The sequence below is a fragment of the Lutimonas halocynthiae genome (assembly GCF_030409835.1).
Classification (GTDB): Bacteria; Bacteroidota; Bacteroidia; order Flavobacteriales; family Flavobacteriaceae; genus Lutimonas; species Lutimonas halocynthiae.
Genome location: NZ_JAUFQO010000016.1, coordinates 489,180 through 504,152 on the forward strand (window position 1 = coordinate 489,180; position 14,973 = coordinate 504,152).

11 protein-coding genes are annotated in these 14,973 nt (G+C 35.0%); 4 read left to right on the plus strand and 7 right to left on the minus strand.

What is annotated here, in order from left to right:
- Positions 1 to 31 precede the first annotated feature (31 nt).
- The gene (locus QWY87_RS15235; protein ID WP_290292800.1) at positions 32 to 2,335 is read left to right on the plus strand and encodes a type IA DNA topoisomerase; all 2,304 of its coding nucleotides are present in this window, start codon (positions 32 to 34) and stop codon (positions 2,333 to 2,335) included.
- Here the strand turns inward: QWY87_RS15235 and QWY87_RS15240 are convergent.
- The 4 genes from QWY87_RS15240 to nrfH all read right to left on the minus strand — a co-directional run bounded on the left by QWY87_RS15240 (position 2,332) and on the right by nrfH (position 8,360).
- Positions 2,332 to 2,997: a DUF2461 domain-containing protein gene (locus QWY87_RS15240; RefSeq protein WP_290292802.1), complete on the minus strand. Its 666-nt coding sequence runs from the start codon at positions 2,995 to 2,997 to the stop codon at positions 2,332 to 2,334. The two genes, QWY87_RS15235 and QWY87_RS15240, sit on opposite strands and share 4 nt — an antisense overlap.
- 54 nt (positions 2,998 to 3,051) lie before the next feature.
- Positions 3,052 to 6,198 carry a cytochrome c biogenesis protein CcsA gene (locus QWY87_RS15245; RefSeq protein WP_290292804.1) on the minus strand — a complete coding sequence of 1,049 codons (3,147 nt, stop codon included), beginning with the start codon at positions 6,196 to 6,198 and terminating at the stop codon, positions 3,052 to 3,054.
- Positions 6,199 to 6,265: 67 nt separating this feature from the next.
- The gene (gene nrfA, locus QWY87_RS15250) at positions 6,266 to 7,759 is read right to left on the minus strand and encodes an ammonia-forming cytochrome c nitrite reductase (RefSeq protein WP_435389563.1); all 1,494 of its coding nucleotides are present in this window, start codon (positions 7,757 to 7,759) and stop codon (positions 6,266 to 6,268) included.
- Positions 7,760 to 7,772: 13 nt separating this feature from the next.
- Positions 7,773 to 8,360: a cytochrome c nitrite reductase small subunit gene (gene nrfH, locus QWY87_RS15255; RefSeq protein ID WP_290292807.1), complete on the minus strand. Its 588-nt coding sequence runs from the start codon at positions 8,358 to 8,360 to the stop codon at positions 7,773 to 7,775.
- A 222-nt stretch (positions 8,361 to 8,582) separates the two neighbouring features.
- Here nrfH and QWY87_RS15260 point away from each other — a divergent pair, with 222 nt between their 5' ends.
- Complete coding sequence (locus QWY87_RS15260) at positions 8,583 to 9,902, plus strand: alginate export family protein (RefSeq protein ID WP_290292809.1); 1,320 nt, start codon at positions 8,583 to 8,585, stop codon at positions 9,900 to 9,902.
- Between the two features lie 28 nt (positions 9,903 to 9,930).
- Positions 9,931 to 11,181: a glycosyltransferase gene (locus QWY87_RS15265; protein WP_290292810.1), complete on the plus strand. Its 1,251-nt coding sequence runs from the start codon at positions 9,931 to 9,933 to the stop codon at positions 11,179 to 11,181.
- Here the strand turns inward: QWY87_RS15265 and QWY87_RS15270 are convergent.
- Complete coding sequence (locus QWY87_RS15270) at positions 11,158 to 11,538, minus strand: DUF423 domain-containing protein (protein ID WP_290292811.1); 381 nt, start codon at positions 11,536 to 11,538, stop codon at positions 11,158 to 11,160. The two genes, QWY87_RS15265 and QWY87_RS15270, sit on opposite strands and share 24 nt — an antisense overlap.
- Positions 11,539 to 12,096: 558 nt before the next feature.
- Positions 12,097 to 12,951, minus strand: coding sequence for a restriction endonuclease (locus tag QWY87_RS15275; RefSeq protein WP_290292814.1), 855 nt, complete (start codon positions 12,949 to 12,951; stop codon positions 12,097 to 12,099).
- Positions 12,952 to 13,027: 76 nt separating this feature from the next.
- On the opposite strand from QWY87_RS15275, the gene QWY87_RS15280 reads away from it, so the two are divergent.
- Positions 13,028 to 14,272 carry a mechanosensitive ion channel family protein gene (locus tag QWY87_RS15280; protein ID WP_290292817.1) on the plus strand — a complete coding sequence of 415 codons (1,245 nt, stop codon included), beginning with the start codon at positions 13,028 to 13,030 and terminating at the stop codon, positions 14,270 to 14,272.
- 13 nt (positions 14,273 to 14,285) lie between these two features.
- Here QWY87_RS15280 and QWY87_RS15285 read toward each other — a convergent pair whose 3' ends face one another.
- Entirely contained in the window at positions 14,286 to 14,894 is a 609-nt protein-coding gene (locus QWY87_RS15285) for a TetR/AcrR family transcriptional regulator (RefSeq protein WP_290292820.1), read from the minus strand.
- Positions 14,895 to 14,973: the final 79 nt, after the last annotated feature.

The following is a 14,973-nucleotide window of genomic DNA, read 5'->3' on the forward strand; positions in this document are numbered from 1 at the left end:
TTATATTTTGCACAGCGAATAAATATTGCCAATGAAAGTTTGTATAGCAGAGAAACCTAGTGTTGCCAGAGAGATTGCCAAAATCTTAAAAGCCAATACCAAAAGAGACGGTTATTTCGAAGGAAATGGCTATGCCGTAACCTATACATTTGGGCATTTATGCACACTTTTCGAACCTAATGATTATAAGCCCTACTGGAAAAAATGGGATTTGAATAACCTCCCAATGTTGCCTGATAAATTTAATATTAAAGTGAATTCAGATAGTGGAATTCAAAAGCAATTTCAGATTATAAAAGGTTTATTTGAAAAAGCTGAAGTTGTAATCAATTGTGGTGATGCAGGTCAAGAGGGAGAGTTAATACAGCGTTGGGTAATGATGGAGTCCGGATTTACCGGAAAGTCTCAGAGACTTTGGATTTCATCACTTACTGAGGAGGCCATAAGAGAAGGGTTTAAGAATTTAAAACCTGCAAGCGACTATGATTCCTTATTTTATGCAGGGTTTTCAAGGGCAATTGGTGATTGGCTTCTTGGAATGAATGCAACAAGACTATACACCCTGAAATACGGAAAAAACAGACAGGTCTTATCTGTTGGCAGGGTGCAAACCCCTACCCTTGCGATGGTGGTTGATCGTTATCAAACTATTTTGAACTTTAAACCTGAGCCCTATTGGGAGTTACAAACTACTTATAGAGATACTCTTTTTAGATATGAAGAAGGGCGATTTCTAAATAAAGAGGAGGGCGTTTCAATTGCGGATAAAGTAAAAGAAGAAGATTTTGAAATTACGGCTATACAAAAGAAGAAAGGAAAAGAATACGCCCCAAAATTATTTGACCTTACAGGGCTTCAAGTCTATTGCAATACAAAATTTGGTTTAACTGCAGAACAAACACTTCAAATTGCTCAAAAACTTTATGAGCAAAAACTAATTACTTATCCGAGAGTTGATACTACCTTTTTACCTAATGATGTCTATCCCAAAATTCCTGGAATCTTAAGTAAATTAGCACATTACAAGAGTCTGACAGAAATACTGTTGACCAAAAAGATTAAAAAATCATCGAAAATCTTTAATGACAAAAAAGTAACTGATCACCATGCCATCATACCCACTGGAATGGAAGCATATCTTTCAGGTGACCAACAGAAAGTGTATGACATTATTTCGAGAAGATTCATTGCTTCGTTTTATCCAGATTGTGATGTTGCTCACACCCATGTACAGGGAGAAGTAGCTGAGATTCAATTTAAAACGAGTGGTAAACAAATTATTAATGCGGGATGGAAACTGGTATTCCAAGAAAACAATCAGGAAGCAGAAACTGAAAAATCATTATTACCTACTTTTGTAAAAGGAGAAAAAGGAAGGCATGAACCTTCTTTTCTTGAAAAAGAAACCAAACCTCCAAATCAATTTTCAGAAGCCAGCTTACTGAGGTCGATGGAGACTGCAGGAAAAGATATAGACGATGACACATTACGTGATGTGATGAAGGAAAATGGTATTGGCAGGCCTTCAACACGAGCCAGTATCATTGAAACGCTCTTTAGGAGAAATTATATCGTTAGAAATAAAAAGCAAATTTTGCCTACTTCAACCGGAATTGATCTGATCAATACCATTCAGAATCAATTACTTAAATCTGCTGAACTAACAGGTAATTGGGAGCGTAAATTAAAGGAAATTGAAAAAGGGGAATTCAAGGCTGGCTCCTTTATCAAGCAAATGAAAAATATGGTAGATCAATTGGTTTATGAAGTGAGATCAGACAATAGACCGAGAAGTATATCATCAGCTGACAAACCGATTGAGACAAAAGTAAAAAAAGTGAAAGTATCTGCCTCTTTTGTCGCAGGGCACACCTGTCCTAAATGTAAGCAAGGAACATTAAAGAAAGGGACAAAAGCTTTTGGATGCAGTCAATTTAAAGAAGGGTGTGACTTTTTATTACCCTTCACATTTATGGAAAAGAAAATTTCTGAAAAGCAATATATCCGCTTGGTAAATAAAGGTGAAACTGTTCTTTTAAAAGGCTTCAATCAGAATGGACATAAAGTAAATGGAAAATTAAAGTTAACAGACGATTCACATATAACCTTTATCGAAAAAGAAGAAAAACAACAAGTACAAAAAGAACTCTTATGTCCTAAATGTCAAAAAGGAAAAGTTCTTAAAGGCAGTAAAGCCTATGGCTGCAGTGATTTTAAAAATGGTTGTGATTTTATTTTCTCTTTTGATAAACTCAGAAACCTTGCAGCAGATAAAAAGCTTACAAAAGAGCTCGTGTACAACATCATTTCAGATAAAGCCAACTGGACCAGCTAGTCAATCAATGATGCTCCATTTAGATCAGTTGTTAATACATCACTCATATAATCAAAGAATGGTCGAAGCGCTTCAAATGAATCTTTAACTTCTGTGGAAAAATCACCAGCCAATACCTCCTTATCCGTAAATTTCCTCACAGCTACAAATCCTTTCTTGCGTATTAGGTCTATTGCAGGGTCATCTTTCTGAAACCCCTTAGGAGCTGTTTTTAATTCTTCTCCAACTAATTCACCTCCAAAATACTGAGTAAATTTATCTTCTTTTAATATTTGCCTTATTTCATCATCACCAAACTCAAATTCCTTTCTAATCCTGAATAGATCATCTTTCTCGGGAGCCCAAAAACCACCAGCCAAGAAAGATTCTCCTGGTCGTATTCTCAAATAGTAGCCACCTCTTAACCTACTGCCACTTCGACTAAAAGAACCTGCAAAATGAGGGTTATACGGTGTTTTGTCTTTAGAAAATCGAACGTCACGATAAATTCTGAATAATTTAAATTTTTCAATTTCATCGTTTGCTTCTAAGTTTTGCCTAACGAGTTCGTAAAATGACTTTGCCTCATTCTGAACACTTACAAACGCTTCCTTATGTTCGCCAAACCACTCTCTGTTGTTGTTCTTTTTGAGCTCCTTTAAAAAATTTAAAATTTCTTTCATAATTTACATTATTGTCATGTTTCAAATTAACCTAATTGATTTGGTCTTCTAAATTCAATTTTTACGGGCTTTTTGCCAATTCTGTTTAAAAATTGATAACAAGCTAATTATTAATAAAACAAAAACACTAATGTAAACAAAATTAGGAATTGGAACAGGATCACCTGTTGCATAAGAATGAAGTCCTGTTAAATAGTAATTAACACCAAATGATGTCATGGCAATAGAAAGAAAAGCAAATGTACTGGCCACACTTATCACAAGATCATTATTCAACTTAGGGATCAATCTCATATGCAAGACTATGGCGTAAACGATAATACTGATCAAAGCCCAGGTTTCTTTTGGGTCCCAGGCCCAATATCTGCCCCAAGACTCATTCGCCCATACACCTCCTAAAAACGTTCCAATACTCAATATGAACAAGCCAAGCGTCATAGACATCTCATTAATATAGGACAATTCCTTTATTTTAAGATTCAAAACTTTAGCGTTAGAAGAATTTCTAAAAATAATCAGCAACTGTGCCATGATACCCAATAAGGCTGATAAGGCCAGCGGTGCATAACTACTGATGATTGTTGCAACATGAATTTTCAGCCAATAAGACTTTAAAACCGGCATCAGATTGGTGATTTCAGGACTTAACCAATCCAAATAACTTACAAATAATAAGGTTCCGGTAAATATACTCGCCAATGGCAAGGAAAAATCTGATTTTCTAAAAAATGCCAATCCAAAAAACATGAGTGACCAGGCAACAAAAACAATCATTTCATAGCCATTACTCCAAGGTGGATGGCCCGCAATATACCATCTCAAAATTAAATTAAATGAATGGATTAAAAAGACAATAAGGCTGATAACCACCAGCAGATTCATCAGAAAACGCAGTATAGGTCTGTCAATGAAGATTCTTATAATTGCAAGAACAAGCAGCAGCATACCGATTGTAAAATAGGCTTGAAATAACCAAAAATTCAAATTCAGTTGGTTATACCATAATTCTGCCGAGATCCTTTCTTCTGATGGTATGATATCCGCAGCCAAAACATCTTGGTATTTCTTTATATACGCAATACTATCTTCTGCTTCAGACCAATCTCCTGTGGTCTTGGCTTCTTGTATATTGACAAAATATAAAGGAATAATTCCTTTGGCAAATCGAGCATCAGCTTCATTAAAATCTTCAAAACTATAATTTGGATTATACCATGTTTTTAAGGGGTCATCCTTTTTAGGAAATATTTTTAGATAATTGCCTGAAAGGACGTTAAACAATAAATTAAAACGTTCATCAACTTTCAGAATTTCTTTATCAAATTCACTCCTTTCTCCTGGTTTTTTTTCATTTGCTTTTAAAACAAAATCCTCAAGAATATAATCCTTATCCAAATCTAAAAGACCATTAAAAGGAACCAAACCATCATTATTCGTAAGGATTGATGCAAATACTTCACCTCCTTTTTTCTTGTCAATTTTGATCAACGGAATAGAATACCATTTTCCAGGATCGAGATGAATGGCCAAAAACACCTGATTCGCATCAAGCTTTACGTTATTACCCTTATAATAATTTTTTCTTGAAACCTTTCTTAAAAATTCAGAAGCCAATGTGTTTAACGGTTTAATCCTTCCATCAAGATCTTGTACCATTAATTTGCCAAAAAGCGCAGCATGCATTTTATCAACTCTTTGAGATATCAACACACTATCAATTGGCTGCTCTGATTCTATGCTTTGCGCCTGCGAGCTCAATGAAAAAAGAAATCCTATAACCAGGAGGCTTAGTGTCTTTGATTTTAAATTGTCTAATCTTTTTCTGACCAAATTAAATCTTGAGCCTTTTACAAACAAGGTTAAAAACATACCGAGACCCATCAAAATATATCCAATATAAGTTATAACAGTTCCGGGCAAATCTTTATTAATGGCCAATACGGTACCTTTCTCATCACTATCGTAGGATGCCTGAAAAAAACGATGCCCTTTATAATCCAACACATGGTTCATATAAATACGGAAGTCCTCCTTTACAGCACCATCAATAATAGTTACTTCACTAGCATAAGAAGACGGACTTGTTGAACCAGGATATTTTTCCATTTGAAAGTCTCTTAATTTTAGGCTAAAGTCTGTTTTCACAGCAAGAGCTCCATAACCAAGTTTTATTTCCTTGTCATGAACATAAAAGCTTTTGAATTTAGGTAAGTGTCCGTGTTTATATACCACTGCAAGCTCTTGTTGTTCTCCCTTCGACTCAATATCAAACACCAGTAAATCATCTATATTATCGTCATTATCCTTTGGTTTTTTAGATGCAGATTTCCAGACCAGCTTGCCATTCTTCTCATGCTTCACCGCAACAAACGAAAAATCATGAAAGCGATACAATGTGTTCATTCTTAAATTATAAGAAACATTGGCATCTAGCATTCCGGCGGCTTCAGTTGCCATGGTAAAAAAATCTATGTCTTCAGTGGATCGAATCTTTAGGCTATCATTCTTCTTAAAAATTTCTACACCACTAGCAACTTTTGATTGAAATGCAATCTCATGCTGATGCGTTCCAATTAATTTACTGCTTTCCTCTTGAATGTAAATAGTTTCTCTTCCGTTACCGGCAGCTAAAACCAATTCTATAAACTCATCTCCTTTTTCATTAGTTGCTTTAATGAGTTGCTCCCTGGCATCAGGAATAAATTCTTTAAATGATACAAAGACAGCTTCTCCGTCAATGCTACTTTCAATTTTAATATTGTTGTCTTTAATTGGAGAGAAGTAAATTTCTTTTTGCAAAATTGGATTGGCTTCCTGACCCACTAAATGCAATTGCAAATAGTTTTTATCAGAAATCATGATATTTGATGAAGCCCCTTCTCTGATTCTCATGATTCCCTCAAAACCCGTATAACGGCTAATTCCTGCTCCAACAAGAATTACTATAAAAGCAATATGAAAAAGCAATACTGGCCATTTCTGTCTGCGAAATAGTTTATACCTAAACATATTTGCGATAAAATTCATTCCTAACAAGACCATAACCAACTCAAACCACCAGGCATTGTAAATTACCGTTCGCGCCGTTTGTGTTCCAAAATCATTTTCCACAAAAGTCGCAGTAGCCATTGAAGCCGCAAAGACAAACAATAGTGTCAATGCCATTTTTGGTGAAAAAAGTATCGAAAGAATTGATTTCATGAATTATAGATATTAAAAACCTCATAGATAAATACCTATGAGGTTTGATAGTAAGGGTTTGTGAACCTTATTCTGTGCCCGCTGAACTTTGTTCCATTTTAGCCTCTCTTGCCTTGGCTTCTTCTAACCAGACAGGAATTACTTCCTTCTTAAAAGTTTCCTTTTCAGCTCTTAACTTATCCATGTCTAAGCCAATATACTTTTGAGCCTTTGCTTTTGAAGCTATATCCGGCATCTCAATAGCTTGATTATAACCTAATTCTGCCAATAATCTGGCTAATTTAATACGTGCATCCGACACCTTAGACATTCCTGTAGCATAAACTCTTGCGATTTCTACTGGAGAATGAAATGAACCACCATGAGAAGCAGCCCCATAATCCCATCTCCATTGTCCGTGTCTGATATCTTGTAATATCTCTGCCATTTGCGCTTCAGTTGCTCCTAATTCCCAGGCTTTTTGAGCTTCTAAATGAGCCAGAACAAGATCATCTTCTAAAGCCAATCTTGTTTCAGCAGATTTCTTTTGTCTCGAATATACATTTTCAATCAACTTGTTTGTTTCTTGTCTGTGACAAACCTGACAAGAATTAGCAACATTGTTCAAAGGCGATTGAATATGATGATCCGTGAATTTTTGACCTCCTTCACTCTTATAAGGCATGTGACAATCAGCACAAGAAACACCTCTGTCAGCATGAACACCTGTTAAATAGGTCTCATATCCAGGATGTTGTGCTTTTAACATAGGCGCCTTACTTAAAGAATGCGTCCAATCGCTAAAGCCTATATCATCATAATATTTTTCCATGTCATCAACCGAAGTTCCATTTTTCCAAGGGAATACCAAATAAGGAACGCCTTCTTTACCAGGGATATTCTTATTAAAGTAATATTCAACATGGCATTGTGCACATACCAAAGATCTCATTTCCTGATGCGTGGCATGACTAATATCTTCACCCATGGCTTCAAAAGCTTCTACAAGCGCTGGCCTTGAGATTTGTAAACTCATATCATTTGGATTATGGCAATCAGCACAACCTATATTATTTACAACCTCGCTCCCTTTAGAAGCCCATTTTCCAGAATAAAACTCGTCAATACCTTTTTCATTCATTAATCTAGGCACATCCGGACTCTTACAAGTCCAACAAGTACTTGGCATAGGCCCGTCATCTGGACCGGTTGGACCACCTGTTCTCAAAGAATTGCGGATATCATCAACTGCGTAATAATGTCCTCTTCCTTGACTGTAGTCTTTTGCAAAACCATATCCTGCCCAAAGAATAACCAAATTTGGGTCTTCTTCCAAAAGGTCAATCATATGACTGCCTCCTTGGTATGAAGCAAAATTAGTATCCAAAGTTTGCAAATAGGACTGGTACTCTTTTGGAAAGTTTTTACCCCAAACGTCATTTCGAGGTTCATTATCGCTGATTTCCACTTTAGGTGTATAAGCAAATTTGGCTTCATTCTTCCTGTTTATAACACTCGAAGCCAGCATTCCTAATAGAAACACCACTATGGCGGTTACGATAAATAAGATCCAATTTTTCATATTAATGATATTTTTATTTATTCATTTCAGTTTGTAACCAAGCTGGAATAACATCCTTCTCGGGGTCAGTTGGTATTGGTGCAAGGGTATATTGGGTGCTTGCCAGACCGTGCACCCTGCCATGAGGGACTTCTCTGTGACAATCCCAACATTTTCTACCGGTTCTGTTCTCAGCGTGATTGTCTAGCCAACTCGACAGTTTTACATCAGTAACCTGATCTGCATGACACCTGATGCAATTGTTGTGAACCACTTCTTGCGAAGCTTCCTTCATCTTAATCACCTGAGGTTCTTGGCGCAAAGTAAAAACAGTGGCGTGATAGAGACCATCTTTGGCTTTAAAAAAGTATTTATTAGCAATATTGTTGTGCGGAACATGGCAATCATTACACGAAGTTGCTTCTCTGTGCGAACTGTGCATCCAACTATTGTATTCAGAGGTCATCACATGACAATTGACGCAAGTTTTTGGATCATCTCCCATATAAGAAATCACCTCTGATTCCTTTGCTAAAAAAGTGGAAAGTCCAACGATAGTGCCAAATATGACTATGGCATATGGCAGCCATCGAGACTGGTATGGTAAAAATTTAAAAGACAATTCGTTTGGTTAATTTTAAGCTGTAAATATAATCAAATAGTATAAACCTGAGTCAGGTGGTAATAATTAATTTGAAATTTATGAAACTTACCTAAAACATTCGTTAATTTGTACTTTTAAAAATTAAAAATGATACAGTTAAGTGTCTAATTTTAATTTATAAAGAGAAAATAAAAAACTGATTTACATTTTTTTACAATACTCCAATTAATCTATTACATTATGAAGAAAATTTTAATAACCTTAATTTTAATTATTGGTACGGCGCATTTGTCTGCACAAGAATTAACAGTTTCTGCTCAATTAAAACCTCGTTTTGAAGCGAGACATGGTTTTGGCACCTTAGCCTCGCCTGATGATGAAGCAGCGCTTTTTGTTTCTCAACGTACGCGTTTAAGTGTAGATTTTACAACTGAAAAATATGAAGTTTATATGGACATTCAGAATGTTGGTGTTTGGGGCGATGTAAGCACCTTATCTAAAAGTGATAAAAACGGAACTTCATTTCATCAAGCTTATGGTGTATATCATTTTTCTTCAAAATTTGCCATTAAGTTAGGTAGACAGGAAATTGCCTATGATGACCAAAGAATTTTCGGAGCGGTCGACTGGGCACAGCAGGCCAGAAGCCATGATGCTTTACTTTTTAAGATTAAACCAGGTGAAAAAAGCAAACTTGACATTGGTTTTGCTTTAAACGCTAATGGGGAAACTAATTTTAAAGAGGATTATGCAATAAACCAATATAAGAGTTTACAATATGCCTGGTTCCACACTAATTTTACAGAGAATACTGGTCTCAGCTTATTATTTCTGAACAATGGAATGCCTTATAATAAGGTAACAGGCACAGATCCCGGAGGCGCCCCTGTTACAGAACAAAAAACAACCTATAGCCAGACAATTGGTGGGCGATTCACCTACAAAAGAAATCGCTTTAATTTCAATGCCGCTACTTATTTTCAGGGTGGTGAAACACCATGGAGCGGGTCTACAGGAACTCAAGATTTATCGGCCTACTACGTAGCAGCTGATGCAAGTTACAAGGTACTTGATGTTTTAAAATTAGGTGCCGGGTTTGAATTGTTATCAGGTAATGATCAAGATGGAGACATAACGAAAAATAATGCTTTCAATCCTTTCTATGGAACAAATCATAAGTTTAATGGTTGGATGGATTATTTTTACGTTGGTAACCACGCCAACAATGTGGGTCTTGTAGATATATTCACTCCTATTGTATATTCTAAAGATAAACTGCAATTGAGATTGATTCCTCATTTCTTTTCTGCCAACGGTACGATATTAGAGCCAGGCTTTCAAAAAGCTGATTCATACTTAGGTACGGAGATTGACTTTGACGTCAAATATGAATTGGTAAAAAATGTCAATATTTTTGCAGGTTATTCACACATGTTTGCCACTGAGTCTATGGAAATTATTAAAGGTGGTAGCAAGGATGAAACGAACAACTGGGGATGGGTAATGATTACTTTCAAACCAACCTTTTTCAAAAAGAAATTTGACGAGCCTAAAGGATAACAAACCTTTGCCATTTAAATAAACATGGATGAATAAGAAAGTATTGATCATTGGATTAATCTGGCCCGAACCAGAAGCAACTGCGGCCGGGACCAGGATGATTCAACTGATCAGTTTTTTCTTAAGTCATAAGTACGAATTGTATTTTGCTTCAGCTGCTGCCAGAAACAATTTATCATTCAGCTTTGAAGCGCTTGACGTCAAATGCCTTTCAATTGAACTCAATAACAGTGATTTTGATTCACAAATAAAAGACCTAGACCCAGGCATCGTTCTGTTTGACAGGTTTTTAACAGAAGAGCAATATGGATGGAGGGTGCAAGAAAATTGCCCAAAAGCGATAAGGGTCCTTGATACTGAAGACCTTCATTTTTTACGTAAATCTCGTGAAATCGGAGCAAAAAAGAACAGTTCCGATTGGCAAAACTATATACAGAATGATATTACGAAAAGGGAAATAGCCAGTATTTTCAGATGCGATGTTTCTCTCATCATTTCTAAATTTGAAGTTTCATTACTCGAAAAGTCCTTTCAAATTTCCCCATCCCTCCTATTTTATTTACCGCTATTAGTTGACTCAATTAAAATCAAAAAAATGATTGAGCTTCCTTCCTTTCGTGAACGAAAGCATTTCATGACCATTGGAAATTTTAAGCACAAGCCTAATTGGGATGCTGTCAGGCATTTACGTCAAAATATCTGGCCAACTATTAGTAAGCAGTTGCCACAAAGTGAAATGCACGTTTTTGGTGCCTACCCAACTGAAGCAGCCAAACAATTAGAAAGTAAAAAAGAAGGTTTTTTTATCAAAGGTTGGATTTCAGATAAAGCAGATGCCTTTACCAATTACAAAGTATGCTTAGCTCCTTTGCGCTTTGGAGCGGGTCAAAAAGGAAAACTTCTTGATGCCATGCATTATGGAACGCCTAGTGTCACAACATCTATTGGAGCTGAAGGAATAGCCGAACCTGAAAATTGGAATGGTTTTGTTACAGATAATGAGCAAGAATTCGCTGAAATAGCAATACGCCTATATTCCAATGAAGCCATATGGCTGAATGCACAAAATGCAGGTGAAAAAATATTGAAAACGAAATTTGATAAAAAACAATTTGAAAGAGAATTGCGCTCTAAAATTGAAAACATTCAATTAGAATTAAATGAACATAGATCTAATAATTTTATTGGATCAATGCTGTCACATCATAGCTTACAAAGCACAAAATACATGTCAAAATGGATAGAAAGTAAAAACTTATCCAACGATAAAATAGTATAACAGAAGCCCCCATCCTGTCATTAATAAAAGGCCTCCAACGGGCGTAACAGGTCCTAAAAATTTCATATTTAAACCCTTGGCTTTAGCATAACACAAAGCATAAATACTTCCTGAAAATAAAATCACACCTATTATAAAACTAGAAGCAATCATTCTTTCTATAAAAGGGATAAAGTCAAAATGAAATCCCAGAATAAGCAGCACTATTGTATGGATCAATTGGTACTTTACTCCGGTTTCAAAACTGTGCAAGACCTCAGGAGGTAAAACACGCTTTAAACGATGTGCCCCAAAGGCTCCGAAAATAATTCCAAAAAAACCAAAAATAGCAGCGAAAAACTTAACAATAAGGATCATATAATTCTATATTAGTATCAACTTGATAGCTTAGGAGCGACATTTAATATGGCTTCCTAAACTATTTATCTAACCTTCAACTGACTAAATAACGTTTATTTCAACTTAAAATTTTATCCATTAATTGTTTATATACCCTCCTCCTGACTTTTTCAAAAGATTCTTGCTTTAAACATTCTGAATTCTGCTAAATATGTGTGGTATAAATTTTAGAAATTCTTAACAATATTTCAATAAAATAGTCATTTTAATAGAATATTCGTTAAAATAAAGTTAATCCACTGATAAAACAGTAACAATTATTAGAAACTGATCGTCTATAATAATAGAAACCAACAAATATATTTATTATGAAATCAGATATAAACACATTCGCAACAGAGGAAAGAAGGTATGTTCAATTTTCAAATTTCAGGAACGCTAAAAGAATTAAATGGTCAGAACACAGACATTATAGCCATTAAAAGAATTATTAACTTAAAACACCTATAATTTGAAATATCTACAACTCATCAAAACATAAAGAAACCTTTCAAGAAGAAAGGTTTTTTTATGAGATTAACTGTGCATTATATCATTTTCGCAAAGATCTATAATATCTTCATGTATCTTTTTTATTCTCATTTTTGAAAAACCATTTTTCTGTAACAATTCAGGAGCCTCATAAATTTCTTTACAAAGGACAATCCCCTCTTCCAAAAACTGTTGTTTCTCTCTTTTTGTTAATGAGGTTAACACTGTAATAGGGAAAAGTCTTGATTTATTGATTCTATACTTTAAACTTTTGGTTTCAGGATAGTCCCAACTCACGAGTTGTAAACCTGCGCACTTCGCATAATCAATGGCATCAGAAGTAAATCTGGTGTTTGTAAATATCCATCCTTGATAATCTGTGAATTTATTAGAAATATCGGCCTGGAGCTGTCTTTTCACGTCGTTGAATCTGGAATGGATATACAGTGGAATTTTCACATCATTTGGTTTGCCTTGTCTATTATGGTATTTGCATTCAACGATATAACATCGATCATCTTTACAAGCCAACACATCTACTTCATGTGTTACACAATTGCCTTGCATGACCACACCTACCTCGGTACTGTATCCATCGTGTCTAAAAATATGGCCTATAAAGTTTTCAAAAGGAAATCCTGATGGGCCAAGTTCCATAATTGCCTTTTTCAATTTATAACGAGAAGCACTAGGCCTTTTTTTACTTTTCAGTAGCCTAAATGCTTTGTCATAAATGCTTTTAGTGGTAATACCAGGAAATAAGTCTTTTTCAATTTCATTTATAATACGCTCAATTAACGCATCATCAGCCTTGGCATTCTTTAATGACCTCTTTAACTTGTTTTCATCAAAATCAACTAATTCACCTGAATACTTCTTTACTTTAACTGATTTAACCATAAGTCTAATATACCAAGATATTTTCTTATTCAGGCTATTCGTTGTACTTTTGCAATTCTTAAAATTGTAGTGTAATATGAAGGATTTACCGCATTATTTTTATCAATATTTTATAAATCTTGGATTAACCGAGGTGGCCTCAAAATATCTGAACTTAGCCGTATTGTTAGTAATTGTGCTTATCATCATTATTATCTCGGATTTTGTTATCAGAAAGTTTTTATTAAACCTGTTTATTAAGTTTTCTGAAAATACAAAAACCCATTTTGATGATTATGTTGTCAAGAATAATGTTCCAAAAAATGTGGCTCATATCATTCCGCTCTTGATCGCATTGGAGTTTACCTCAATTGTGTTTGTTGATTTTGAATTTTTAGAAAATATTGTTTCTAAAGGGCTTCAGGTTTTTAGTATTCTATTGACCATTTGGATTATCAGAAGCTTCATCAAAGCACTACGTGACTATTTGAATACCAAGGAAAGATTAAAAGACAAACCAATCAATAGTTATGTTCAGGTGATTCTAATTGTGGTTTGGTCTATTGGATTGCTTTCTGCATTCGCCATAGTAACCGGAATTCCTTTTTTCAAGTTTCTCACAACTTTAGGAGCAGCATCTGCAGTGATTTTATTGATATTCAGAGATACTATCATGGGATTTGTAGCAAGTTTACAGGTATCTATCAATGATATGCTTCAGAACGATGACTGGATCACTTTTGAAAAATTCGGAGCCGATGGAAATGTAATAGAAATTAACCTGGCGACTGTTAAAGTTCAAAATTTTGACAAAACCATAACGACTATACCTACTTATGCCCTCATCTCAGATTCTTTTAAGAATTGGAGAGGAATGGAAGATTCGGGCGGTAGGCGAATTAAACGAGCGGTTATTATAAAGCAGCGTAGCATATGCTATCTCAGTGATTCAAAAGTAGATGAACTGAAACAAATCGATTTGATTGCTGATTATTTAGAGAAAAAATCAACAGATATAAGCAATTATAACCTTAAGAATAATATTAATAAGGACCTTCTAATTAATGGTCGAAACCTTACAAATATTGGGGTTTTCAGAAAGTTCGTAGAAAGCTATATAGAAAATCATTCGGCGATCAACAAAGACATGATGATCATGACCAGACAACTCGCTCCTACAACACAAGGTATTCCAATTGAAATTTACGCATTTAGTAAAGACAAAAGATGGCAGAACTACGAATATATAATGGCTGATATTTTTGATTATATCATCGCAGCCGTGCCTTATTTCGACCTTGAAGTCTATGAATTAGCCAGCGAGTTTAACAGTTCAAACTAATTAATAGCCCTTATTAAGGAATTTCAATAGAGTTGATGATAAAGTCAGCTACTTGTGTTTTGCCTTTTTCCTTAATCAATTCAAATTCATCATTACCTGCGTTGATAAAATCTTTCATCAAAGGTGAGGCAACATGCGGAAAAACACTCAAAGCAAAGATATTGATCATCAACTGCTTTGGGTTAATTTCTCTAATCCGTCCTTTTTCAATTTCGTTTTCTATCTGACTATAAAACTTTGACGGATCTGGCATTCTTAGGTTTACAATAAATTCTCTGGCAAAATCTGTCTTTGAATTCAATTTTCTAATCAATCCTAATGGAAGAAAATGGTAATCATTAATAAAATTCACATAGTCATTAATGAAATGTCGGATTTTTTCTCTAACCGGCATGTCACCATCCATAATGTCTTGAAGTTGAGGCGCAATTCTTCCGTATAATTCAAGAAAGACATATTTAAAGACGTCATCTTTATTATCGAAATAAGTACGCAGTTCTTTTTTGCTGATACCTGTCGCCTTAGCGATAGAACTCATGCTAGTTTGCTTAAACCCATTATCTTGAAATTCGACAATAGCAGCGTCAATAGCTTTTAGCTTGTTTGGGGGAAAATTGCTCATTTGTTTGTACGTGTATGTATGTTTGTATATATAAATGTAGAAAAATATTTTACACAACCAAAGAAATTAACTCGTCCTT

Excerpts from the sequence above, each read along its gene's own strand:
- QWY87_RS15260 (WP_290292809.1), top strand. The coding sequence starts at position 8,583 with ATGAAGAAAATTTTAATAACCTTAATTTTAATTATTGGTACGGCGCAT.
- QWY87_RS15245 (WP_290292804.1), bottom strand. The coding sequence starts at position 6,198 with ATGAAATCAATTCTTTCGATACTTTTTTCACCAAAAATGGCATTGACA.
- QWY87_RS15240 (WP_290292802.1), bottom strand. The coding sequence starts at position 2,997 with ATGAAAGAAATTTTAAATTTTTTAAAGGAGCTCAAAAAGAACAACAAC.
- QWY87_RS15270 (WP_290292811.1), bottom strand. The coding sequence starts at position 11,538 with ATGATCCTTATTGTTAAGTTTTTCGCTGCTATTTTTGGTTTTTTTGGA.
- nrfA (WP_435389563.1), bottom strand. The coding sequence starts at position 7,759 with ATGAAAAATTGGATCTTATTTATCGTAACCGCCATAGTGGTGTTTCTA.
- QWY87_RS15235 (WP_290292800.1), top strand. The coding sequence starts at position 32 with ATGAAAGTTTGTATAGCAGAGAAACCTAGTGTTGCCAGAGAGATTGCC.
- QWY87_RS15275 (WP_290292814.1), bottom strand. The coding sequence starts at position 12,951 with ATGGTTAAATCAGTTAAAGTAAAGAAGTATTCAGGTGAATTAGTTGAT.
- QWY87_RS15285 (WP_290292820.1), bottom strand. The coding sequence starts at position 14,894 with ATGAGCAATTTTCCCCCAAACAAGCTAAAAGCTATTGACGCTGCTATT.
- QWY87_RS15265 (WP_290292810.1), top strand. The coding sequence starts at position 9,931 with ATGAATAAGAAAGTATTGATCATTGGATTAATCTGGCCCGAACCAGAA.
- QWY87_RS15280 (WP_290292817.1), top strand. The coding sequence starts at position 13,028 with ATGAAGGATTTACCGCATTATTTTTATCAATATTTTATAAATCTTGGA.